Below are 23,912 nucleotides of genomic sequence, written 5' to 3'. Positions count from 1 at the left end.
CTGCAGCGACAATACGACGCAGCAGAGGATATTTGTAGCTCAACTATCGGAGTAGGGGCGAGTTTATGCGGCGACGGCCCGCAACCGGTTGTAGCCCTGCTGGATCGCCGACCAGAACAGCGCGATCAACCCGAGCGCCATGATGGTGCCGACCAGTCCGTTGGAGAAGAATATCGCGAGCGATCCCTGGGATCCCAGCAGCGACTGCCGGAAGGCCTCCTCGGCCTTGTCGCCGAGCACGATGGCGAGCACCAGCGGCGCGAGCGGATAGCCGCACTTCTTGAACAGATAGCCGAGCACGCCGAACACCAGCATCAGCACGACGTCGAACGTGCTGCTGTGCACCGAATAGGCGCCGATGGCACAGAGCACCAGGATGAGCGGGGCGATGATGCTGAAGGGAATGCGCAGGATCGCCGCGAAGACCGGCACGCAGGTCAGCACGACGAGCAGGCCGGCGAGGTTGCCGAGATACATCGAGGCGATCAGACCCCAGACGAATTCCTTCTGCTCGACGAACAGCATCGGGCCGGGCTGGAGGCCCCAGATCAAGAGGCCGCCGAGCAGCACCGCCGCCGTGGGGGAGCCGGGCACGCCGAGCGACAGCATCGGCAGCAGCGCAGCCGTGCCCGCCGCATGGGCCGCCGTCTCCGGCGCGACGACGCCCTCGATCTCGCCATGGCCGAAATTCTTGCCGCGCTTGGAGAGGCGCTTGGCGATGCCGTAGCTCATGAACGACGCCGGTGTCGCGCCGGCGGGGGTGATGCCCATCCAGCAGCCGATCACGCAGGAGCGCAGCGACGTCAGCCAATACGCCGGCATCTCCTTCCAGGTGTGCAGCACCACCCGCAGATTGATCTTGGCATTGCCGCCGCGGAAGCTCAGGCCTTCCTCCATCGTCAGCAGGATCTCGCCGATGCCGAACAGGCCGATCACGGCGATCAGGAAGTCGAAACCGTTGAGCAGCTCGGTGATGCCGAAGGTGAGCCGGAGCTGGCCGGTGATGGAATCCAGGCCGACGGCCGCGAGCGCGAAGCCGATCATCATCGCCGCGATCGTCTTGAACGGCGGCTCCTTGCTCAGGCCGACGAAGCTGCAGAAGGCGAGGAAGTAGACGGCGAATTTCTCGGCCGGGCCGAACTGAAGCGCGAAGCCGGCCACCAGCGGCGCAATCAGCGTGATCATGATGACCGCGAACAGCGCGCCGACGAAGGACGAGGTGAACGCTGCCGTGAGCGCCTCGCCGGCCTTGCCCTGCTGCGCCATCGGGTAGCCGTCGAACGTGGTCGCGACCGACCATGGTTCGCCGGGTATGTTGAACAGGATCGAGGTGATGGCGCCGCCGAACAAGGCGCCCCAATAAATGCAGGACAGCATGATGATGGCCGAGGTCGGCGGCATGCTGAAGGTCAGCGGCAGCAGGATCGCGACGCCGTTGGCGCCGCCCAATCCCGGCAGCACGCCGATGATCACCCCGAGCACGATCCCGAGGATCATCACCATGATGTTGAAGGGTTGGAGCGCGACTGCGAAGCCGTGAAACAGATTGGCGAGTTCTTCCATGCCAGCTTGGTCCTGCAACCCTCAGCGGATGAGTTTTCGTGTCAGAGTCCGAGCCAATCCTCGACCGGCCCCTTGGGCAGTGGGACCATGAACCAGCGCTCGAAGATCAGATAGGTCACCACCGGCATTCCGATCGCGACCGCCGCCACCGTGAGCCAGCCATATTTGCCAAGCCAACGCATGAACCAGGCGATGAAGATCATGGAGGCGACGTACAGACCGGTGAAGGGCAGGGCGCCGACATAGATCGCCGTCGGCACCACCACGCTCATGACCTGGCGGAGCTGACGCCATTCGGCGAAGACGCTGCCGTCAGCCTCGCGCAGCGTGTTGCGGACATTCATCGCGCTCGCCGCGATGATGAACAGGCCGACGTAGAACGGGAAGAATCCCGCGCGCGGCCCCTCGGCGCCCCAATTGATCCCCGCCTTCACGCTGCCGAGGATCACGATGATCCCGAACAGCGCGATCGCGAGCGTGACGCCGAGTTCGACCGCCTTGTGGCTGGGCCCGGCGGATCCTCCCTGGCTTCTCATGCGAGCCGCTCAGTTCGAGGCGAGGAAGCCGGCTTCCTTCATCAGGAGCTCGTGACGCTTCTCTTCGGTCTCAACCCACTTCGCGTAGTCCGCACCGGTCATGAAGGTGGTGTTGAAGGCGCCGGTCTTCATGAAGTCCTGCCATTCCGGGGTTTCCCGCACCTTCTTGAACAGGTCGACGTAGTATTCGATCTGGTCCTTGGTGGCCCGCGGCGACATGAAGATGCCGCGCAGCATCAGGTATTCGATGTCGAGGCCCTGCGACTTGCAGGTCGGAATGTCCTTCCAGGCCTTGCCGTCGGTGATCTGCTCGCCGTAGCCCATCGGCTTGTCGTCGAACACGCAGAGCGGCCTGACCTTGCCGCCGCGCCACTGCGCCACCGCTTCGATGGGATTGTTGACGGTGGAGTCGATGTGGTTGCCGACCAGTTGCACGGCCACTTCGCCACCGCCCTTGTAGGGGATGTAGGTGAACTTGGCGCCGGTCGCCTTCTCCATGGCCACCGTGATGATCTGGTCTTCCTGCTTCGAGCCGGTGCCGCCCATCTTGAGGATGCCCGCGCCTTGCTTGACCGCGTCGATGTAGTCCTTGGCGGTTGTGTAGGGCTTGTCGGCGTTGACCCAGAGCACGAATTCGTCGAGCGCCAGCATGGCGACCGGTGTGAGGTCCTTCCAGCTGAACGGAATGCCGGTCGCGAGCGGCGTCGTGAACAGGTTCGACAGGGTGATGATGATCTTGTGGGGGTTGCCGGCTGACGCCTTGACGTCGAGGAAGCCTTCGCCACCGGCACCGCCGGACTTGTTGATGACGACCAGCGGCTGCTTCATCAGATTGTGCTTGGTGACGATGCCCTGAATCGTCCGAGCCATCTGGTCGGCACCGCCGCCGGTTCCGGCCGGAACGATGAACTCGACGGGCCGGACGGGCTCCCATCCCGCCAGAGCCGGGATATGCCCCACCATCAGGGCGACGCCGGCCACAACGGCCACGCGCATGGAACGCTTCATCGACGCTTTCTCCCCTTCATTCCCGGACCGCACGGCTTCTTCCGGCCGCTATGCCCAATCGAACCACTGACCCGTCGAGTCCGGCCGGTGTCATCCTCCACCGTGACGCGCTTCAGGTCGTCGTCGGCCTTGGACTCTCTCGCAATGCCCATGCAGCCAAAAGTTGTAGTAGCGGCCTGGGTCATGCAGCAAGACGTGCATCCGCAGCAAATCGACCGATTTGATTTTGGTATGAAGAGGTGACCGACCGCAATTGAGGAGATCGGTTGGGATGCTCACGGGGCCAATTTGTCGCAGGCCGCGGGGGTGTCGCAAAAGCAAAAGCCCCGGAGGTCCGGGGCTCTTGATTGGGCTTCGCTGCTGCTTGCGCGCGCGAAGCGCGCCGGCCTCAGAGGCCGAAATACGGCAGGTCGCCGTTGCGGTTGGCGGCGCGGGCGCTGGTCATGAGAACACGATCGAGGGTCGCCAGCAGGCGGCCGAACAGGGACACGGGCTGAACGAGGGGGAGGGCGGCGGTCTTGGCCATGGTTTGTCTCCATCAGTTGGGCGGTACGACGTTCTGACTGAGGAGAATTTACGTATACCAGATGCCAGATACAACGGATCATATTGCATAGCGGTATGAGGATTTTGCGCTGCAGCAGGAATGCCACAATTTGGATTCCTTATTGAAGGCGGCATTTTCATATGGAAAGAGCCGCCCAACCTGGGCACCGGATCGGCTCGATCCTGCTTGGCGGACCGAGCCGGCAAAGTCGGGGTATCTCGGCGACTGCTGAGAGCTGCCATCCCGTGCGTCTATCCCCCCGCGTGCAACGCGACGGAACAATCGGCCCGAGGTGAGGGAACTGTGCTGCCCGGGCCGCAGTTACTCTGCAATGAAGCGGAGTGGCGCCGCCGGATGTTGATCGTTCAGTCCGTCGCGCTGTATTCCTCGAAACGTATCATCAGCAGACCTGAGGGCGAAGGAAAGGCCATGCGCGCCTTGATCCTGGCACTGTCCATCCTGGCGATCGCCGGAAGCGCGCAGGTCGCTCACGCTGGTCTGAGTAGCACACCTCGTGAAGCGTCGGCACCCGCCGATACCGTGATCGCTGCCCAGGACGCCAATCAGCAGGCCGAGAATCAGATCGGCCTCACCAAGGCGAAGCGTCGCGCCGTGCAACGAGGGCTGACCCGGCTCGGGTTCGGCACCAAGATCAACGGGACGTTCGACGATTCGACCCGCGCCGCCCTTGCCCATTGGCAGGAGGAGCGCGGCTACCCCGCGACCGGCTTCCTCAATGCTGCCCAGCACAAGGCGCTGATGGACGCGGCCACCGAGGCTGCCAAATCCGACCGCCAGGCCCGTCGCAGCACGGGACGCGCGCGACATCAGCGGAATGTGGGAGGTCCGATCGGCGCGATCGGCGGCGCGATGCATCGCGTGGTGGGCGGAATATTCGGCAGGTAAGCGTTCAACCTCGAAAGAGCCGGAAGGCGTCTGAGGCAAGCTTGTCTGTTCGAGGTCGGCCGGTCGGGCCGCATGGCTGCGCAGGAGCGTCAGCCTCCATTCGTTGATCACGGCTTGGATCAAGCAGGCACGGCAGCTTAGGAAGCGAGCCCGTAGTAGCGCCGGTAGAAAGCAAGGTGTTGCTGCGGCGTGAAACCATCAAAAGCACCGGCGCGCTTGGCCTGATGCAGTCTGGCAAGAAGCTTTTCCGCTTCGGGGGCGCTGCTCGAACGCAGGAATTCTTCAGTGGCCTCGAGACCAGCCCCGCACACGAACTGAATGTCGATATAGCATCCTGCGTCGAACGACGACATCTTGGCCTCGTAGATCAGAAGAGCATCACTGGCGTTGCCGGCCGAGAACAGCTGTATGCACAACAGCAGCAACGGCTCATTGCTGGCTCGATCAGTGTCGGCCGTCGCAGATTGGATGAGACGTCGGATTTCGGGAAGATCCTCCGCCACCGGCGTGAGACCGAAGCGGGCGAGGCGTTCGTGTTCGTCCATGCGAGCAGAATCGAGCAGATCGGCGGTGCGGTCAACACACATGCCGGCAAATCTCCAAGCCGACCATTGCTGCTCCAGAAATCCGTTGACTGTGAAGGAGGGGGTGTAGTGATAGTTGCCCGCTATCGGGCTGGCAGGGATCGAGGGGGCGTTCATGGGGCGAACGTGGCGGCCGGGGAAGAGGTTGGCGTCCCTGAGCGGCATTGTCGTTTGTGCGTTGACGCTCATGGCGTGTAGTAGCGCCGAGCGGCGCGCGTTTTTCCCGCCTGAGAGGCCCGACCCGAGAGAGACAGCCGCCGTTGCGGCCGAGATGCCCAGGAACTACCGGTCGCTGGTGGCCGAGCAGATCCGGGCGTTCTACCGCTATCGCCACGTGCTGCGCGATGCCAAGATCACGCCGCCCTACCAGCGCTATGGCGGGCTGCTGCGCGGCGGCACGATGCCGGCCGTGTGCGTCGCGCTGTATCGCGCGAACGCGTTCGGAATCGTGGTGAGGGACAATCTCGTCTTTGCCTACCGGGACGGGGAGATGCGCAGCATTCTTCTCGGAACGGAGTCCTGCAGCGACCTGTCCGACTTCACCGAGCTCAAGCGCTCCTGACGCGTCGACGGAACACAGCAACCGTATGAGTTGCGTTCGATTAAGATCATCAAGGGGGATCTGATGAAACTCGCGCTGGACGGGCATTTCGACGTGATCGTGCATGGTTGCAATTGCCAGTGCGCCATGGGGCAGGGCTTGCGAAGCGCATCAAGGAATCCTTTCCCGAGGCCTGTGCGGCCGATCTGTCGACGACGAAGGGCAGCCGCGAAAAGTGGGAGCCATATCGGCGGCGACCGTCACCCAGTTCCACTGGCGCGGGCCCGGCGTTCTCGTTGATTACGCTGCCGTCAGAGCGGTCATGAAGGAAGTGAAACTCAGATATCCCGAGCACCGAATCGGTTATCCGAAGATCGGCGCCGGTTTGGCCAAGGGTGATTGAACACTGATCGCAGAGATCATCGACGCCGAGCTCGAGGAGGAGGATCACACCCTGGTGGAGTATGTGCGCTGAGCACGTGCGACACGCTTGGCGCTCAACAATACGGCCCAGCCATCCATCGCGTGATGCGCCACCGAATGATCGAGAAGCGGTTTCGAAAGCGTGCTGGATTTGATCCGCCCGGTTCACAGAGTCCGAAGTGATCGGACTTGGACGGAAGAGTCCGTCCGCCCTCGCGCCACGCCAGGCTTTGATGGGGCAGTGCGGTTGCCTATCGAAACATCCAGAAATCGCCAACTGGTCCAGCCGGTTCTCTTTTGGGCGGCCCCAGGACGTCGCCTTGACCTAGGCTGCCCGACTGCGCGATCGTGCAGACTCTCGTCTGCAAGGTCTCGGTTTTCTTGTGGCCGGCCTTGAGCATATCCACGACGTCAGGCCGAATTCTGCAATCGGTCGAATGAGCTTCGACATATTCGATCATCTTGAGTTCGGCCTGAGAGAAACTGCGAATTAGTTCACAGGCGTCTTCCGGCGTTGCGCGGCGCTCTGCGGCAGCCTTGATCAGCTGCCCGCGCCGCTGTGCCTCCTCGCGCAAGGGAAAAAATCCGTTGCAGACGTCCGAAGGGCCGCCAGCAGTCGCCGGCGCGCTGTCGAACTGTGGAGGGGCGGCGGCCTGCCCCGGTAGCGGCGCTGGGAATGCGCCCTGCGCAAAGGCGTGACCCACGGCCGGGGTCATCGCGGCAACGACGAAGCGTAAAATCAGGCGCCGGGCGACCCTTGCGATCACGATCCGCGCTTCGTCAGCATTGTCTCCGAAAGCTCCAGCCATTTGGCGCGATCCCTTTTGACTTGTAACCTCGCTGAGCAACGACAGCTTTCCGTCACACATGGGCAGGCTTAGGAGAACAGCCCGTAGTATCGCCGAAGGTTTGGTGACAGTGCATTGAACTCAGCCCGGCGGCGATGGCGCGACGCGCCGAATGATCATGTGCTTCGAGGCCCGAAGGAGTTTTATACACTGTCATCGTGTGTTCCACCGTATTTCTGCCACGGTACTTCGTGGCGAGGTTCGCAAAAGATCTCGTTCCCTTCTGAACCCGAACCACGGCAACCGACGACCAATCGGCGCTGGGCATGTGTGCGGCACAGGCGTGATCCAGCCGCTCGCGCCGTCGGTGAACGGGTTCCTGCAGAATGGAGTTGTTGCGTGCGTATATTGCTTCTTTTGGTTGTTTTTGCCACGACGTCGCCGGCGCTTGGCAGGTTTGTGGCCGTGGAAGTGGAGCAGGTCCCGGTCGCCCGGCTCATTGCAAACCTGGAAAAGATCGTCAGGGACAATCCGGCCAGCCTCGAGGCATGGGCGAACCTTGGTCGTGCGCATGGCATGGCCTATGCCCAGAAGGCCGACCCGCTGGCGGTGCCGAAGGCCTACCATGGCATGGCGCCGCCGGTCGTTCCTTTTGGCGTGGTCAGGTCTGCCGCTGACCCCGCGTTGAACGCGGCCTCCTGGGCTCATTTCCAAGCCGCGTTGAAAGCCTACAAGCAGGCACTGGAGCTGGACAAGGACGACCTCGTCATCCAGCTCGGCCTCGCTTGGCTGACCGAGCAGGCCGGCAACAAGGACGATGCGGTGAAGCTATATCGAAAGATCGCAACCGCCGCCTGGGAGAAGGAAAAGAGCCTCACGATGCTTGGTCTCGGCGGGCAGACGCTGACCGGCGAAGTCGCCTCCTACCTCATCCCGCTTCTCAGCGCCGTGTGGGACAAGCGCGAGATCGAGACATTAAAGGATCGCGTCGCCACCCTGGGGAAGCTGCCGTACGCGGTCACTCCCGTTGCCGTGCCGCTGGCCGATGGGCTTACTCCCGCCGACCTCGAAGCCCCCGACGCGCGGGTGACGTTCGACGTGGACGGCAGCGGGCTGGGTCGCGAATGGAGCTGGATTACCCCCAAAGCGGCCTGGCTGGTGAGCGACCCGACGCGCGATGGCAAGATCACCAGCGGACGGCAGTTGTTCGGCAACGTGACGTTCTGGATGTTCTGGAACAACGGATATGCGCCGCTGGCCGCACTAGACGACGACCGCGACGGAGTCTTGACCGGCAACGAACTGGCCGGCCTCGCCCTGTGGCGCGACGTCAACGGCAATGGTGTCGCAGACCCCGGCGAGGTCGAGCCGGTTTCGGCCTATGGCATCGTCGCTCTGTCATACAAATGGCAGACGCTTGACGGCGGCTTCGGCAAGGTCGCCTTCAGCCCGGACGGCGTTGTGTTCCAGGACGGACGGACGCGCCCGAGCTTCGACCTAGTTTTGAAGGAGAGGCTCGGCTTCCAAGCCACGTTTCGTGCGCCAATGCAATAGGACGTAGCTCTTCACCTTTCAATGGAGGGGATGATCCAGTGGATGCGCAAAGCTTCGCTGGAGCCCTGATCCCAGCAGGGCTGTCACAATCAATGATGTCTAGGTGCGGATCGAGTCAGAAGCCGTCATTTGCACTCGCCGCATCAACGCAGCGTACGCCGCAGTTGGAAACGGCGCTCGATACGCCTGCGCAAATTCCGCATCGCTCAGGCCTGCTCGCACGCTCGTGAGGGCTGCGACGAACGGTGATATGATCTCCTGTCGTGCACCTTCGAACCTGAAGACAGTCGGCTCCGGGACCAAGGTGCTGCGCTTGTGGTCGGGCCAAAGATTTATCTTCAGGACAGCCTGCGAGGAGTGCGCCGCAGCCTGCAGGAGGAGATCGCATTCTGGCGCACCTATCAGGAGTCGGATTCGATCATCGATGAAGCCGTCATGCAAAACGCGAATCGCATCGCAAAAAGCCTCGAAGAAGGGACAGACTTGTGTTGTGAAGTCCGCCGCAAATTCTTGCGGGCCCGAGGAGAAGCGCAGCATCATTCCTCCGTCGACGGGAGGCGACATTTCGATACGAAGGTGATCTGCCATGCGACTATCCCGGAGCGTCTAGCGCAATACCGCCAAACTGCCATCGATAGAGGCAAACGACAACGGATCGCTTCGGGTCTCGATGCTGCCGAATATTTCGTTCAGCCATGTTGGGCTTCGCTCCGTCGCATTCGTCTCCGACGGAAGCTCACGGATCTGGTGATGCTGGCTCGGGTCAAATGCTGAGATACGACTACTCGTAGTCTTTTCCGGCGCTCAGGAATTCAGCGAAGCGGCGCCAGAGATTGTTTGCGGCGAGCCCCTGGTTAACTCCGAAGTCGGTAGATTCTGCCCACGCGGCAGCCGCTTCGAGGTAGGTTTCGATTCGGATATTCTCCCAACCACCTGCATCGGGCCCCCAGGGCGAGCTCGGCTCCGCCTTCTCGCGCTGCACCGCAGACTCTCGGTCGGCCACCAGAGCGTGAACGAACGCCAGGAGTGAACTGGCGTCTGTGACCGCTTCCAATTTCATCATCAGTTGTTCGTCTGTGCTAGATCCCGACAAATCACCACCCGCGCATTCGAGTTCGGCCCCGTTGTTTTTGCACGTAAGTCTTGGCCAGCAAGAGACTTGGCTCAATATGAAAAGCCGCCGGACGATGCCGGCGGCTTGATGTTTGATGGAGGACCAAGGGCGACCATCTCGCCGCACCTGGCTTCTTTAGGCGTTGATCTGCCGCCTTACTCCGCCGCTTCCTTGCGCGGCGGATCGAGCGCGCCGGAGTCGTGGATTTCGGCGACCTGGTGGTCGCTGAAGCCCAGCACCTGGCGCAGGACCTCGTCGGTGTGCTCGCCGAGCAGCGGCGAGCGGGTGACGTCGGCCGGGCTGTCCGACAGCTTGATCGGGTTGCCGACCGAGAGATACTTGCCGCGGGTCGGATGGTCGACCTCGACCAGGGTGCCGGTCTTGCGCAGCGACTCGTCCTCGGCGATTTCCTTCATCGACAGGATCGGGCCGCAGGGGATGTCGAACTCGTTCAAGATGTCCATGGCCTCGAACTTGGTCTTGGTCATGGTCCACTGCTCGATCCGCCCGAAGATCTCGTTCAGGCGCGGCAGGCGGGCGGCGGGCTTGGCGTAGTTCGGATCGGTCTTCCAGGTCGGCTCGCCGATCACGTCGCAGATCTTCTCCCAGACCGGGGCCTGGGTGATGAAGTAGATGTAGGCGTTCGGGTCGGTCTCCCAGCCCTTGCACTTCAAGATGCGGCCCGGCTGGCCACCGCCGGAATCATTGCCGGCGCGCGGCACGGCATCGCCGAACGGCACGCCCTCGCCGAACTGGCTGTATTCCTTGAGCGGACCGTGGTCGAGGCGCTGCTGGTCGCGCAGCTTGACGCGGCAGAGGTTGAGCACGCCGTCCTGCATCGCGGCGGTGACGCGCTGGCCCTTGCCGGAGTGGGTGCGCTGATAGAGCGCGGTGACGATGCCGAGCGCGAGGTGCAGGCCGGTGCCGGAATCGCCGATCTGCGCGCCGGTGACCAGCGGCAGGCCGTCACGGAAGCCGGTGGTCGAGGCGGCGCCGCCGGTGCACTGCGCGACGTTCTCGTAGACTTTGCAGTCCTCGTAGGGGCCAGGGCCAAAACCCTTGATCGACGCCACGATCATCTTCGGGTTGATCGCCTGGATCTTCTCCCAGGGGAAGCCCATGCGATCGAGCACGCCGGGGCCGAAATTCTCGACCAGCACGTCGCACTTCTTGATCAGCTCGGTCAGAACCTCCTTGCCCTTGGGGTTCTTGGTGTCGAGCGTAATCGACCGCTTGTTGTGGTTCAGCATCGTGAAATAGAGGCTGTCCACGTTGGGGATGTCCTGGAGCTGGCCGCGGGTGATGTCACCCACGCCCGGCCGCTCGACCTTGATCACGTCGGCGCCGAACCAGGCCAGCAGCTGGGTGCAGGTCGGTCCGGACTGGACGTGGGTGAAGTCGAGAATGCGAACGCCCTCGAGCGCCTTGGTCATGTGTTGCTCTCCGTAACGAATGGTCATCCCGCAACTCGCGGGCAGGTGATGTCTTGCGGGTGGCCTTACTTCTTCTTCGTCAGCACGCTCTGCGGATTGAGGTTGCCGATGCGGCCGCTCTCGGATCCTGCAGCAGGATCGATCACGGCATTGATCAGGGTCGGCTTGCCGGAATCCATCGCTTCGTTGACGGCGCGCTTCAGCTCGTCCGGAGACGTGGCGTTGACGCCGACGCCGCCGAAGGCTTCCATCATCTTGTCGTAGCGTGCGCCCTTGACGAATACGGTGGTCGCCGGATCGTCGCCCGCCGAGTTCTGGTCGGTGCCGCGATAGATGCCGTCATTGTTGAAGATGACGACGCAGATCGGAAGATTGTAGCGGCAGATCGTCTCGACCTCCATGCCGGAGAAGCCGAAGGCGCTGTCGCCCTCGATCGCCAGCACCGGCTTACCGGTCTCGACCGCGGCGGCGATGGCCGAGCCCATGCCGATGCCCATGACGCCCCAGGTGCCGACGTCCAGGCGCTTGCGCGGCTGGTACATGTCGATCACGCCGCGGGCGAGGTCGAGCGTGTTGGCGCCCTCGTTGACCAGGATCGCGTCCGGACGCTCCTTGATGATGGTGCGGAGCACGCCGAGCGCGCCGTGATAGTCCATCGGCGAGTTGTTGTTCATCAGCCGCGGCGCCATCTTGGCGACGTTGTCCTCGCGCTTCTTCTGCACCGAAGAGGTCCACTCGACCGGTGCCTTGGCCCAGTTGCTGCCCATCGCCTCGGAGAAGGCCGTGACGACCGAGCCGATGTCGCCGACCACGGGGGCGGCGATCTCGACGTTGGAGTCCATCTCCTTCGGCTCGATGTCGACCTGGATGAACTTCTTAGGTAGCTCGCCCCAGCTCTTGCCCTTGCCGTGCGACAAGAGCCAGTTGAGGCGGGCGCCGATCAGCATGACGACGTCGGCGTCCTTCAGCACGGTGGAACGTGCGGCGCCGGCGCATTGCGGATGCAGGTCGGGCAGCAGGCCCTTGGCCATGCTCATCGGCAGGAACGGCGCGCCGCTCTTCTCGACGAAGGTCTTGATCGCCTCGTCGGCCTGGGCATAGGCAGCGCCCTTGCCGAGGATGATCAGCGGGCGCTTCGCGTTCTTCAACAGATCGAGCGCGCGCTTCACCGAGTCGGGGGAGGGGATCTGCGCCGGGGCCGGATCGATCACCTTGACCAGCGAGGCTGTGCCGGCCTGCGCATTCATCACCTGGCCGAACAGTTTTGCCGGCAGGTCGAGATAGACGCCGCCGGGGCGGCCCGAGACGGCGGCACGGATCGCGCGGGCGAAGCCGATGCCGATGTCCTGCGCGTGCAGCACGCGGAACGCCGCCTTGCACAGCGGCTTGGCGATCGCGAGCTGATCCATCTCTTCGTAGTCGCCCTGCTGCAGGTCGACGATCTCGCGCTCCGACGAGCCGGAGACCAGGATCATCGGGAAGCAGTTGGTGGTGGCGTGCGCCAGCGCCGTGAGGCCGTTGAGAAAGCCGGGAGCCGAGACCGTGAGGCACACGCCCGGCTTCTTGGTGAGGAAGCCGGCGATCGCGGCGGCATAGCCGGCGTTCTGTTCGTGACGGAAGGAGAGCACGCGAATGCCTTCAGCCTGCGCCATACGACCGAGGTCGGTGATCGGAATGCCCGGCACGTTGTAGATCGTGTCGATCCCGTTCAGCTTCATCGCGTCGATGACGAGATGAAAGCCGTCCGTGAGCTCCTCGTGCGTGTCCGGTGCCTCGGTCTTAACAGCAGTCTGCGCCATGCGCCTCTCTCCCTGGTCGTCTGTGAAGGCGCTTTGCGGCGTCTTCTTCTGTTTGAACCTGTCAGCTGAATAGTTCCTGGCCGTGCGTCTCGACATAGGTCGCGAGGCCCAGCGTATGATCACGGGCGCGCTTCTCGGCGAGCTCGGTGTTGCGTTCCTCCAGCGCCTCGATGATCGCCAGATGCTCGGGCAGGGACGCTGCGATTCGATCGGTGCGCCCGATCGTGAGCTGGCGATAGCCGCGCACGTGAAGGAGGATGTCGTTGGTCATGTCGACGAGCACGGGCGATTCCGACAGCGAGATCAGCGCCTGATGAAACGCGATGTTCGCCTTCGAATATTCCTCGATGTGCTCCTGCGGCGGGCGGTCCTTGCCGAAATCCTTGAAGTAGTCGCGCAGCGCGCTGATGTCCTTCTTGCGCGCGATCGTCGTGATCAGGCGGGCCGCCATGCTCTCCAGCGCCGCCCAGGCGCGGATCATGTCGACGATTTCGGTCTTGGTCCGGCGCACTACGACGATGCCACGACGCGGCACGGTCTTCACGAAGCCGTCCTGCTCCAGCATCGCGATCGCTTCGCGGATGGGCGTGCGGCTGACACCGAGGCGCTCGGACAGAGCGCGCTCGTCGAGCATCACCGGCTCGGGCGACGCGTAGATGTCCATCTTGAGAATGGCTTCTTTCAAGGCCTCGTAGGCCTTATTCTTGAAGCTCGTCTCCGGGGCGATGCGAGTGATCGCGATGTCGGCCTCGGCCATGATGGGCAATGCCTTGTTTGTTTTCTCTGTAGACAAGACCGATCTCCTCTCCTTGGGAGATGCCTGTGTACAGCATTTTGCGTCCAATATTTTTGGCATGCCAGATGCCAGACTGTCAAGGCGACCGATTTTTCCGCGTTTCCACATCTTCGATGCGCTTGACAAAGTTTGCTTCTGGCATACCAAATGCCATAAACGACGACCAATCCCCAGGAGGAAGCCCCCAATGTCTGACGCCATCCCGAACGCCAAGGCCACGATCCGCGAAGTGCTCGATCGGGTGAAGGCCGACAAGCGCACCAGCCTCACCGCCCCCGAAGGCAAGGTGGTCTGCGACGCCTATGGCATTCCGGTGCCGAAGGAGGGATTGGCCAAATCCGCCGCCGAGGCGGCCAAGCTGGCCGGCGACATGGGTTTCCCGGTCGTCATGAAGATCGTATCGCCCGACATTCTGCATAAGACTGAAGCCGGCGGCGTCATCGTCGGCGTCAAGACCGTTGACGACGCGCAGAAGGCGTATGAGACCATTCTCGCGAATGCGAAGAAGTACAAGGCCGACGCCAAGATCGAAGGCATCCAGGTACAGCAGATGCTGACCGGCGGGACCGAGGTGATCGTCGGTTCGATCACCGACGGATCGTTCGGCAAGCTGGTGGCCTTCGGCCTCGGCGGCGTGCTGGTCGAGGTGCTGAAGGATGTGACATTCCGCCTCGCCCCCGCCACCAAGGAAGACGCCCTGTCGATGCTCGACGGCATCCAGGCGCATGAGATGCTGAAGGGCGTGCGCGGTGGCGACGCGGTCAGCCGCGAGGCGCTGTCCGACGTCATCGTCAAGGTGTCGCAGCTGGTCAGCGATTTCCCGGAGATCGTCGAGCTCGACCTCAACCCCGTGTTCGCGACCAAGAACGGCGCGATCGCCGCCGACGTCCGCATCGTCGTCGATTTCGACTACAAGCCGCGTCCGGCGCCGCGCTCGAACGAGGAAATCGTGACCGCGATGAAGCGGATCATGATGCCGAAGGCCATCGCCGTGATCGGCGCCTCCGCCGAGGACGGCAAGATCGGCAACTCCGTGATGAAGAACCTGATCAACGGCGGCTACAAGGGCGAGATCTATCCGATCCATCCCAAGGCGTCCGAGATCCTCGGCTACAAGGCCTATAAGAGCGTCAAGGACGTCGCCGGCGTGATCGACACGGCGGTGTTCGCGATTCCCGCCAAGTTCGTCGCCGGCGCGTTGATCGAATGCGGCGAGAAGCAGATCCCCGGCGCGGTGCTGATTCCCTCGGGCTTTGCCGAAGCCAACGAGCCCGAGCTGCAGGCCGAGATCGTCGAGATCGGCAAGAAGTACAACGTCCGCCTGATGGGGCCGAACATCTACGGCTTCTACTACACGCCGGCCAATCTCTGCGCGACCTTCTGCACGGCCTACGACGTCAAGGGCCACGCGGCGCTGTCGTCGCAGTCGGGCGGCATCGGCATGGCGATCATCGGCTTCTCGCGCTCGGCCAAGATGGGCGTCTCGGCGATCGTCGGCCTCGGCAACAAGTCCGACATCGACGAGGACGATCTGCTTGCCTTCTTCGAGCAGGACCCCAACACCAACTTGATCGCGCAGCACTGCGAGGACCTCAAGGACGGCCGTGCCTTCGCCGAAGCCGCCAAGCGCGTCTCAAAGAAGAAGCCGGTCATCGTGCTCAAGGCCGGCCGCACCTCGGCCGGCGCCAAGGCGGCCTCGTCGCACACCGGCGCGCTTGCCGGCAACGACAAGATCTACGAGGACGTGCTCAAGCAGTCGGGCGTCATCCGCGCCCGCTCGCTGCGCCAGTTGCTCGAATTCGCCCGCGGCGTGCCGGTGCTGCCGACGCCGAAGGGTGAGAACGTCGTCATCATCACCGGCGCCGGCGGATCGGGCGTGCTGCTCTCCGACGCCGTCGTCGACAACGGCATGTCGCTGATGGCGATGCCCGCGGATCTCGATGCCGCGTTCCGCAAGTTCATCCCGCCGTTCGGTGCCGCCGGCAACCCGGTCGACATCACCGGTGGCGAGCCGCCGATCACCTATGTGAACACGGTCAAGCTCGGCCTGTCGGACGACCGCATCCACGCGCTGATCCTCGGCTACTGGCACACGATCGTGACCCCGCCGATGGTGTTCGCGCGCAACATGGTCGAGGTGAAGAAGGAGATGGAGGCGAAGGGCTTCGTCAAGCCGATCGTCGCCTCGCTCGCCGGCGACGTCGAGGTCGAGGAAGCCGCCGAATATCTCTACCAGAACGGCATCCCGGCCTATGCCTATTCGACCGAGCTGCCGGTCGAGGTGCTCGGCGCCAAGTACAAGTGGGCGCGCGGCGCCGGCCTGCTCTGATTGATCTGACGCGAATGCCGCTCCGGCCCCTCGCCGGAGCGGCACTTTCTTTGTAGGCATACCCAAGCAAGATCCGTCCGTCCTGCAACGGCGCCGCCTTCGATGACGGTGCAAAGAGGCGCCACGTGATCCGTCGCAAGACGATTGAGTCCCGCGCAGATGCCGCGGCCGAGCCCCGCGACGGCGGCGTGCAATCCGTCGGACGCGCCCTGCAGATCCTTGAGATTCTCGCCGAGGACGATGAAGGCTATCGCCTCAGCGATCTCGCCGTGCGTGCGGGCTTGTCGACCTCCACCGTCCATCGATTGCTGACGACGCTGGAAAAGCGCCGCTTCGTGCAGTTCGACCGCATGGAGTCGAAATGGCATGTCGGCGCGCAGAGCTTCGCCGTCGGCGCGACCTTCACCCGCCGGCGCAATTTCGTCGCGCTGGCGATTCCCTATCTGCGAAGGCTGCGCGACCAGTCGCGCGAGACCGCCAATCTCGCCGTCGTCGACGACGAATCGCTGATGGTGCTGATGCGGCTCGACAGCCGCGAAATCATGCGCTCGCTGACCAAGGTCGGCGGCCGCTTGGCAATGGTCGCCTCCGGCATGGGCAAGGCGGTGCTCGCGACCTATTCCGACGACGACGTCAACGGCATCATTCACCGCCAGGGCATGCCACGCCTGACCGAGAAGTCGATCATCCGCGCCAGCGACCTGTTCCGCGAGCTGGAGACCGTCAGGCGTCAGGGCTATGCCGTCGACGACGAGGAGGCGCGCATCGGCCTGCGCTGCATCGCCGCCGTCGTCCACGATTCCTGCCGCGAGCCGTTGGCGGCGATCTCGGTCTCGGGCTTGGCGAGCCGGCTGACCGATGAGCGGGTGGCTGTGATCGGAGCAATGGTGCGGGATGTCGCGGCCGAGCTCACGGCGGCGCTCGGCGGCGTGACGCCGCCGGCCGGAACGTTTCCGTAACAGGACGTTTCGGCAGGGTGCAACGTTTCGATGACAGCGCAACTGACTCCAACGCACGGGCGGAGGGGTGAGTGCACCATCACCGGAATGCTTCCCTCGTTCGTCGCTTGGGGCGGCTTCTGTCCCAAATTCAGCTCAACCCTTTCCTCGCGTGCCGTTGAGCGATTTCGCGCTTCTGCTCGTTGCCGATATGCAATCTCTATGATATTACGCTAATAAATGTAATTTAAAGTTGCCGTTGCACTTACTAGGCTAAGCGGCGTCGGTGCGACCGTCCCGCAAAGCTGGAGTGTCGGGCGATGACAAATGTTGTTCGCCCTGAAGCCGGCCAACGTTCTGAAGCCGCGGCCTGATTATGAAGGCCTTGCAAACGAAGGGAGCTTGATATGGCCACTCATGTGCGGACGAAATCGCGGTCAGCCAACCACGGCGACCACTTGACTGCGTGGCATCGGCGAAGGAGGGGCGGGAGCATTCCGATCATCGGTGCCTTGGCCCTCGGCCTGTTATTTGTCTCCGAATCGGCATTTGCCCAAGCCCCAGGGACTTGCACAGCCGTCAAGCGTGCGCACCCGAAGGGACCTCATTGCGTCCTCACGCAAAACCATTGCATCAAACCCAACAAGCCGCACATGAGGCTCACGGCAAACGGCTGCACCTGCGACTGCGCGCCGTAGCAGCAGTGAGCATTCCCGCGTTGTGAAGGAGCGTCCGTAAGGACGCTTCGGCGCCGCCTGAGTTGCTGTCTAGCTCCCTTGGTCGTCGGCTCGAGCGTTGGGCAATCCGATGTTGCGGTCCGTCTCCGACGACAATGGGCATTTCGAGGGGAGGGAGGAGGGGGCTATTCACCCGCTGCTCAAGCCGTGGTCAGGGCTGCCGATCTATTTGGGCTTGCCGGGACGCGTGCATCGCGCAACCATCGCGGTGCATCGCCCAACACGTCCAGCGAGTTCGTGCCATGACCAAACTCACCCGCTTCTCGGTCGCCCCTCTGCACACGATGACGCGGCGCCTCGCCGATGTCGCTTCGGGCCGCGTTGCGCCCGATCTCGTGATCACCGGCGCGCGCGTGCTTTCGACCTATTCGGAGCGCATCCACCCCTCGCGCGAACTGTGGATCACCGGCGGGCGGGTCGCGGCGGTGAAGCCGGCCGGTGCCCACAAGGCGCTCGGCAGCGGTTTCGCGCTCCATGACGCGGCCGGCGGCATCATCGCGCCGGGGCTGGTCGATCCGCACATCCACATCGAATCCTCGATGGTGACGGCCTGCGCCTATGCGGAGGCCGCGCTGCTCAACGGCACCACGACGATCTTCTGCGACAGCCACGAGATCGGCAACGTCATGGACGTCGCCGGCGTCGAGGCGATGCTGGAGGATGCGCGGCAGGCGCCGCTGTCGATCTTCCTCACCGTGCCCTCGACCGTGCCGGCGACCTCGGCGGCGCTGGAAACCGCGGGCGGCGACCTCACGCCGGACAAGATCGCCGGCCTGTTCGACCGCTGGCCCGAGGCGGTCGCGCTTGGCGAGAAGATGGATTTCGTGCCGGTCTGCATGGGCGACGAGCGCAGCCACGCCATCCTTGCGGCGGCTTTGCAGCGCGGACGGCCGGTGTCCGGGCATGTCTATGGCCGCGAATTCGTCGCCGCCTACGCCGCGAGCGGTGTCACCGACACGCATGAGGCGATCGACCGCGACATCGCCGATGATCTCCTGGATGCCGGCGTCTGGATCTTCCTGCGCGGTGGTCCGCCCACGACCCCGTGGCACAGCCTGCCGCAGGCGATCCGCACCATCACCGAGCTCGGCGCCTCGCATAAGCGCACGGCGGTGTGCACCGACGATCGCGATGCCGACGATCTCATGCTGTTTGGACTCGACTGGGTGGTGCGCGAGGCGGTGAAGGCGGGGATGTCGCCGGAGCAGGCGTGGTCGATGGGCTCGCTGCACGGCGCGACGCGCTTTGCGATGGATGGCGAGATCGGCGGCCTCGGCGGCGGCCGCCGCGCCGATCTGGTTTTGCTCGACGACGGCCTCAAGCCGCAATCGACCTGGTATGGCGGCGAGCTCGTCGTCGACAAGGGCAGGATCACGCCGCGTCTCGATCAGGCGCTGTCGCAGCGCTATCAGTATCCGAAGGCCGCCTATGCCACGGTGAAGCTGCCAGCAAAGATGACGCTGACGCCGGAGCTGCCGACCAAGGCGTGCACCGTGAATGCGATCAAGACGGCGCTGCCCGGCATCACGCTGATCCACGACAAGGTCGCGATCGAGCCGGCCAACGATTGGGAGACGCTGTTTGCGCGCTATGGTCTCTGCTTCGTCGCCGTGATCGAGCGCCACGGCAAATCGGCCGGCAATGTCGCGCATGGCCTCCTCAAGGATTTTGGCCTCAAGCGCGGCGCCGTCGCCTCCAGCGTCGGCCATGACAGCCACAACATCATCGTCGCCGGCACCAACGAGGCCGACATGCAGGCCGCCGTCGCCGCGATCGGCGCGCAGCAGGGCGGCGTCTGCGTCGTGGCCGACGGCAAGGTGCGGGCGATGGTTCCGTTGCCGATCGCCGGCCTGTTGTCGGACAAGCGTGTCACCGAGGTCGCCGAGGAGGTGAAGCTGCTCAAGACCGAGTGGGCCGAGGCCGGCTGCACCATTCCCTACATGGGCTTCAATTTGATTCCGCTATCGGTCATTCCGGAAATTCGTATCACCGACAAGGGCCTCGTGCTGGTGCCGCAGATGGAGCTTGCGCCGCTGTTCGAATAGCGTGCGCGAGGCCTCATCCTGTTAGGACATGTCAGCTGACTTCTGTCCTAACTAACTGAGGCCGCCGGTGTTTTGCCGAGCGTGCCGCATCGTGGGAAAAATCGACGAGTGAATTGAGATCGTAGCTGCCAGCAGCGAAGCTCGCGCATCAACCAGAGGGAGGCGCGAGATGGCGAAGATGCGGGCGATCGATGCTGCGGTGCGTATCTTGGAGAAGGAAGGCGTCACCTGCGCCTTCGGCGTTCCCGGAGCTGCAATCAACCCGCTCTATTCCGCGCTGCAGCGGCGCGGCTCGATCCGCCACATTCTCGCCCGCCACGTCGAGGGCGCCTCGCACATGGCCGAGGGCTACACCCGCGCCAAGGCCGGCAATATCGGCGTGTGCATTGGAACCTCAGGCCCCGCCGGCACCGACATGATCACCGGGCTCTACGCGGCCATCGCGGATTCGATTCCGATCCTCTGCATCACCGGCCAGGCGCCACGCGCGCGGCTCTACAAGGAGGATTTCCAGGCCGTCGACATCGAGCAGATCGCCAAGCCCGTCACCAAATGGGCAGTGACGGTGCGCGAGCCGGGGCTGGTACCGCGCGTGTTCAGCCAGGCCTTCCACATCATGCGCTCGGGCCGCCCGGGACCGGTGCTGATCGACCTGCCGCTCGACGTGCAGCTCGCCGAGATCGAGTTCGACGACGAGACCTATGCGCCGCTGCCGGTCTACAAGCCCGCCGCAACCCGCAAGCAGATCGAGAAGGCGCTTGAGATGCTCAACGCCGCCGAGCGCCCGCTGATCGTCGCCGGCGGCGGCGTCATCAATGCCGATGCCAGCGACCTGCTGGTCGCCTTCGCCGAGACCGTCAACGTGCCTGTCGTGCCGACCCTGATGGGTTGGGGCGCCATTCCCGACGATCATTTGCTGATGGCCGGCATGGTCGGCCTGCAGACCAGCCATCGCTACGGCAATGCCAACTTCCTCGAGTCCGATTTCGTCCTCGGCATCGGCAACCGCTGGGCCAACCGCCACACCGGATCGATCGAGACCTACACGAAAGGGCGCACCTTCGTGCATGTCGACATCGAGCCGACCCAGATCGGCCGCGTGTTCAATCCCGAGCTCGGCATCGTCTCGGATGCAAAGGCGGCGCTGGAGATGTTCCTCAGCGTCGCGCGCGAATGGCGCAAGGCGGGCAAACTGCGCGAGCGGCAGGCCTGGCCCGCGGCGTGCCAGGACCGCAAGCGGACCATGCTCCGGCGCAGCGATTTCGACCAGGTGCCGATCAAGCCGCAACGCGTCTATCACGAGATGAACAAGGCGTTCGGTCGCGACACCTGCTACATCAGCGTCATCGGCCTGTCGCAGATCGGCGGCGCCCAGTTCCTCAGCGTCCACCGCCCGCGCAACTGGATCAATGCGGGGCAGGCGGGGCCGCTCGGCTGGACCTTGCCGGCCGCGCTCGGCGTGCGCGTCGCGGATCCGAAGCGTGAGATCGTCGCGCTCTCGGGCGACTATGATTTCCAGTTCCTGATCGAGGAGCTCGCGGTCGGCGCCCAGTTCAACCTGCCTTACATCCATGTCGTCGTGAACAACGCCTATCTCGGCCTCATACGGCAGGCGCAGCGCGGCTTCTCGATGGACTATCAGGTCCAGCTGTCGTTCGAGAACATCAATGCGCCGGAGGTCGGCGGCTATGGCGTCGACCACGTCGCGGTCGCGCAGGGCCTCGGCTGCAAGGCGATCCGCGTCACCGACCCTCGCCAGGCGCAGGCTGCGTTCGCGACCGCGCGCGAATGGATGGCGGAATACCAGGTGCCTGTCGTGGTCGAGTTCGTGCTCGAACGCGTCACCAACATCGCGATGGGTACCGAGATCGACAACGTCGTGGAGTTCGAGGAGGTGCTCGACCTGCCGGTGGACGACACCCCGGCCGAGCCGCCGCGCACCTTGCTGCCGGCCTGATCGCAGCAACCGCTCTCATTCGAGGACCAATTCGAGGACCATGACATGCCGCGCTTTGCTGCCAATCTCACCATGCTCTTCAACGAGCTCCCGTTCATCGAGCGCTTCGCGGCTGCCAAGGCGGCCGGCTTCAGCGGTGTCGAGTATCTCTTCCCGTACGACTTCGACAAGGCGGAGCTGAGCGAGCAGCTGACGCGTCACGGGCTGACGCAGGTGCTGCACAATCTGCCCGCCGGCAACTGGGCCGCGGGCGAGCGCGGCATCGCGATCCTGCCGGATCGCGTCGACGAATTCCGCGACGGCGTTCGTCGCGCCATCGAATACGCGCGGGCGCTCGACTGCCGCCAGGTCAACTGCCTCGTCGGGATAGCGCCTGATGATGCCGACCCGCGCGAGCTCAACCAGGTGCTGGTCCGCAACCTGCGCTTTGCCGCAACCGCGCTGAAAGCGCAGGGGATCAAGCTCTTGATCGAGCCGATCAACACGCTCGACATTCCCGGCTTTGTCCTCAACCGCACGGCACAAGCGCTTCAGCTGATCTCGGAGGTCGAGTCCGACAATCTGTTCCTCCAGTACGACATTTACCACATGCAGATCATGGAGGGCGATCTCGCCCGCACCATGCAGAAGCATCTCGCCCGCATCGCGCACATCCAGCTCGCCGACAATCCGGGCCGCCACGAGCCCGGCACCGGCGAGATCAACTATGCGTTCCTGTTCCGGCATCTGGATGCGATCGGCTATCGCGGCTGGATCGGTTGTGAGTACAAGCCGCAGACGACGACGGTGGACGGGCTGGGCTGGCTGACCGATCGCGCGATCGTTCCCGCGAGCTGAGTTTACTACGTGCCATTCAGCCCGGGTTTGCTGCCGAGGAAGATGCCGCCGCTCCTGTCTCTTCACGCGAGGCTTATGGATTGCATCGAGCGCTACAGGATGGCGCAGCTTCAATGTTGTTGCGCGTGAGTTTCACTCACGCCTTAGCAGCCACGACAGATGCCGTGAATTTTTGTGTCAATCTTCTTCTGCTCGTCGACCCACTCAGCAGGCCATTGTCCGCCTGCCCAAGGCAACTGCTTCCTGTTGGCAAAGTTGATGGGTACCGTAAAGGTGAAGCTATCGTCGCTCATCTCTGCGGGCGGCTCCGGAAATGGTTCCGCTCGCTCAATCATACTTAGGGCCGCCGTATCGAGTAACTCGGAGCCGGCGCTTTCCACCAGTTCTCTGGAAATCAGTTTCCCCTGCCGATCAATGACAAACTTGACCTTGGCCGTGCCACTTTGACCGGCCGCCCCTGGCGGAAACGTTCTCTTGCTCACTAATAGTATTACAATCTTCTTTTTCCACGCTTCGCGAGCGCTTGCCTGAGCGCCGACACTTTCCGTTTGCGCATATGAGAAAGACGCCGAAGCCAGTAGCAGTACGAACAGACCGGCCAGCGAAGGAATTCTCGCGTTCATAAGCGGATTCCATCACACGCGAAGATAATTCACAACCAAAAATTGCCGGTATGGCGCAGTTGCGCGAAGCGCCCGTCCCGTACGTCGCCAGCGTCGGCTGAAAAGGTCCGCGTTGGGCCAGGAGCGGCCGCGCGTTGTTCCTCAAACTGGGGCGTGCTTGCCAAGCTCGATCGTGCCAGCTATCGTCAACTCCAACATCAAGAGTTGGGCCGACGCCCAGCGCCAACCTGCTCCCCGAGCAAGGTGGCTTTCTTCCTTCGGAAGAAGATGTGGCCGGTCCGGCAACTAAACGGGACAAGCCACCACGGCGTCATGCGCTCCTCTCTTCGAAGAAGGGGACGAGAATGACTGTCGATAGAATCGAAATTGAGCCGGCCGATGCAAGGTCCCAGGACCTGATTAACCTCGTAACCGCGCTGGACGATTTCTTAAACAAGGTCTGCGGGGTGGAAAGGAATCACGGCTCTCCAATTGATCGGCTAGCGCACGACGACACGCAAATGTTTATCGCGCGGATTGCCGGACAAGCCGTTGGCTGTGCGGGGCTGCAGGTGTTCGCTGATGGTACCGGGGAGGTGAAGCGCATGTATGTCGTCACCGAGGTTCGTGCAACTGGAATAGGCAGCAGGCTCTTGACGCGCGTCGTGGAAGCGGCCCTGACCGCCAAGCTGCCGGTTCTGCGGCTGGAAACCACGGAATTTCTTCCCGATGCCCAGAGGCTCTATCGGGCGAAGGGGTTCGTTCCGTGCCCAGCGTATGGCGCTTACGTTTCCAACCCGATCAATTTGTACTTCGAGAGATGGCTGACGAAATGATGGTCGAGGGCGATGTGCCGACAAGGAATAGATGATCAA

At 63.3% G+C, this 23,912-nt stretch carries 22 protein-coding genes and 1 riboswitch; of the genes, 10 read left to right on the top strand and 12 right to left on the bottom strand.

Annotation, left to right across the window (positions count from 1 at the left end):
* Positions 1–63: 63 nt before the first annotated feature.
* The 4 genes from QX132_RS20385 to QX132_RS20370 form a co-directional block, all read right to left on the bottom strand.
* Complete coding sequence (locus tag QX132_RS20385) at positions 64–1,563, bottom strand: tripartite tricarboxylate transporter permease (RefSeq protein ID WP_315798384.1); 1,500 nt, start codon at positions 1,561–1,563, stop codon at positions 64–66.
* Between the two features lie 41 nt (positions 1,564–1,604).
* The gene (locus tag QX132_RS20380) at positions 1,605–2,099 is read right to left on the bottom strand and encodes a tripartite tricarboxylate transporter TctB family protein (RefSeq protein ID WP_315739812.1); all 495 of its coding nucleotides are present in this window, start codon (positions 2,097–2,099) and stop codon (positions 1,605–1,607) included.
* A gap of 9 nt (positions 2,100–2,108) precedes the next feature.
* Positions 2,109–3,095: a Bug family tripartite tricarboxylate transporter substrate binding protein gene (locus QX132_RS20375; RefSeq protein ID WP_409998124.1), complete on the bottom strand. Its 987-nt coding sequence runs from the start codon at positions 3,093–3,095 to the stop codon at positions 2,109–2,111.
* 400 nt (positions 3,096–3,495) lie between these two features.
* Positions 3,496–3,633, bottom strand: a complete 138-nt coding sequence (locus QX132_RS20370; RefSeq protein ID WP_315739810.1) for a hypothetical protein — start codon at positions 3,631–3,633, stop codon at positions 3,496–3,498.
* Between the two features lie 450 nt (positions 3,634–4,083).
* Between QX132_RS20370 and QX132_RS20365 the strand changes: the two genes are divergently transcribed.
* A complete protein-coding gene (locus QX132_RS20365; protein WP_315756575.1) occupies positions 4,084–4,560 on the top strand; it encodes a peptidoglycan-binding domain-containing protein in 477 nt (158 codons plus the stop codon).
* A gap of 137 nt (positions 4,561–4,697) precedes the next feature.
* Here the strand turns inward: QX132_RS20365 and QX132_RS20360 are convergent, their stop codons facing one another.
* Positions 4,698–5,333, bottom strand: a complete 636-nt coding sequence (locus QX132_RS20360; RefSeq protein WP_316162666.1) for a hypothetical protein — start codon at positions 5,331–5,333, stop codon at positions 4,698–4,700.
* Positions 5,334–5,415: 82 nt separating this feature from the next.
* Here QX132_RS20360 and QX132_RS20355 point away from each other — a divergent pair, with 82 nt between their 5' ends.
* Positions 5,416–5,706, top strand: a complete 291-nt coding sequence (locus QX132_RS20355; protein ID WP_315756450.1) for a hypothetical protein — start codon at positions 5,416–5,418, stop codon at positions 5,704–5,706.
* Between the two features lie 103 nt (positions 5,707–5,809).
* Positions 5,810–6,088 (top strand): hypothetical protein, encoded by a 279-nt coding sequence (locus QX132_RS20350; RefSeq protein ID WP_315812596.1) that lies wholly within the window; start codon positions 5,810–5,812, stop codon positions 6,086–6,088.
* A gap of 271 nt (positions 6,089–6,359) precedes the next feature.
* On the opposite strand, the gene QX132_RS20345 is transcribed toward QX132_RS20350, so the two are convergent.
* Positions 6,360–6,917: a hypothetical protein gene (locus QX132_RS20345; protein ID WP_316162664.1), complete on the bottom strand. Its 558-nt coding sequence runs from the start codon at positions 6,915–6,917 to the stop codon at positions 6,360–6,362.
* Positions 6,918–7,295: 378 nt separating this feature from the next.
* Here QX132_RS20345 and QX132_RS20340 point away from each other — a divergent pair, with 378 nt between their 5' ends.
* Positions 7,296–8,450 carry a tetratricopeptide repeat protein gene (locus QX132_RS20340; RefSeq protein WP_316162663.1) on the top strand — a complete coding sequence of 385 codons (1,155 nt, stop codon included), beginning with the start codon at positions 7,296–7,298 and terminating at the stop codon, positions 8,448–8,450.
* A 99-nt stretch (positions 8,451–8,549) separates the two neighbouring features.
* Here QX132_RS20340 and QX132_RS20335 read toward each other — a convergent pair whose 3' ends face one another.
* From QX132_RS20335 to QX132_RS20315, 5 genes are all read right to left on the bottom strand, one after another.
* A complete protein-coding gene (locus tag QX132_RS20335) occupies positions 8,550–9,038 on the bottom strand; it encodes a hypothetical protein (RefSeq protein WP_316162661.1) in 489 nt (162 codons plus the stop codon).
* 193 nt (positions 9,039–9,231) lie between these two features.
* Positions 9,232–9,513, bottom strand: a complete 282-nt coding sequence (locus tag QX132_RS20330) for a hypothetical protein (protein ID WP_316162659.1) — start codon at positions 9,511–9,513, stop codon at positions 9,232–9,234.
* A gap of 206 nt (positions 9,514–9,719) precedes the next feature.
* On the bottom strand, positions 9,720–10,997 hold the full coding sequence (gene frc / locus QX132_RS20325) for a formyl-CoA transferase (RefSeq protein ID WP_315739807.1): 1,278 nt from the start codon (positions 10,995–10,997) through the stop codon (positions 9,720–9,722).
* Between the two features lie 65 nt (positions 10,998–11,062).
* Entirely contained in the window at positions 11,063–12,796 is a 1,734-nt protein-coding gene (gene oxc, locus QX132_RS20320) for an oxalyl-CoA decarboxylase (RefSeq protein ID WP_315777589.1), read from the bottom strand.
* 61 nt (positions 12,797–12,857) lie between these two features.
* Entirely contained in the window at positions 12,858–13,553 is a 696-nt protein-coding gene (locus QX132_RS20315; protein ID WP_409998125.1) for a GntR family transcriptional regulator, read from the bottom strand.
* A 226-nt stretch (positions 13,554–13,779) separates the two neighbouring features.
* Between QX132_RS20315 and QX132_RS20310 the strand changes: the two genes are divergently transcribed.
* The 5 genes from QX132_RS20310 to hyi all read left to right on the top strand — a co-directional run bounded on the left by QX132_RS20310 (position 13,780) and on the right by hyi (position 22,435).
* Positions 13,780–15,921, top strand: coding sequence for an acetate--CoA ligase family protein (locus tag QX132_RS20310; protein WP_315777590.1), 2,142 nt, complete (start codon positions 13,780–13,782; stop codon positions 15,919–15,921).
* A gap of 125 nt (positions 15,922–16,046) precedes the next feature.
* A complete protein-coding gene (locus tag QX132_RS20305) occupies positions 16,047–16,880 on the top strand; it encodes an IclR family transcriptional regulator (RefSeq protein ID WP_315777591.1) in 834 nt (277 codons plus the stop codon).
* 958 nt (positions 16,881–17,838) lie between these two features.
* Complete coding sequence (locus QX132_RS20300) at positions 17,839–19,641, top strand: adenine deaminase (RefSeq protein ID WP_316162656.1); 1,803 nt, start codon at positions 17,839–17,841, stop codon at positions 19,639–19,641.
* A 169-nt stretch (positions 19,642–19,810) separates the two neighbouring features.
* Entirely contained in the window at positions 19,811–21,598 is a 1,788-nt protein-coding gene (gcl, locus tag QX132_RS20295; protein ID WP_316162654.1) for a glyoxylate carboligase, read from the top strand.
* Between the two features lie 45 nt (positions 21,599–21,643).
* Entirely contained in the window at positions 21,644–22,435 is a 792-nt protein-coding gene (gene hyi, locus QX132_RS20290; RefSeq protein ID WP_316162652.1) for a hydroxypyruvate isomerase, read from the top strand.
* Positions 22,436–22,578: 143 nt separating this feature from the next.
* Here the strand turns inward: hyi and QX132_RS20285 are convergent, their stop codons facing one another.
* Entirely contained in the window at positions 22,579–23,058 is a 480-nt protein-coding gene (locus QX132_RS20285; protein ID WP_315739800.1) for an energy transducer TonB, read from the bottom strand.
* A gap of 189 nt (positions 23,059–23,247) precedes the next feature.
* Positions 23,248–23,357, top strand: a riboswitch (SAM-I-IV-variant riboswitch).
* 45 nt (positions 23,358–23,402) lie between these two features.
* Here QX132_RS20285 and QX132_RS20280 point away from each other — a divergent pair.
* Positions 23,403–23,873: a GNAT family N-acetyltransferase gene (locus QX132_RS20280; protein WP_315739799.1), complete on the top strand. Its 471-nt coding sequence runs from the start codon at positions 23,403–23,405 to the stop codon at positions 23,871–23,873.
* Positions 23,874–23,912: the final 39 nt, after the last annotated feature.

Source organism: Bradyrhizobium sp. SZCCHNRI20481, from assembly GCF_032485055.1.
In the GTDB taxonomy this organism is placed as follows: Bacteria; Pseudomonadota; Alphaproteobacteria; order Rhizobiales; family Xanthobacteraceae; genus Bradyrhizobium.
Note: the sequence above shows the minus strand (reverse complement) of the source record. Positions and strands in the feature narration are given on the sequence as shown.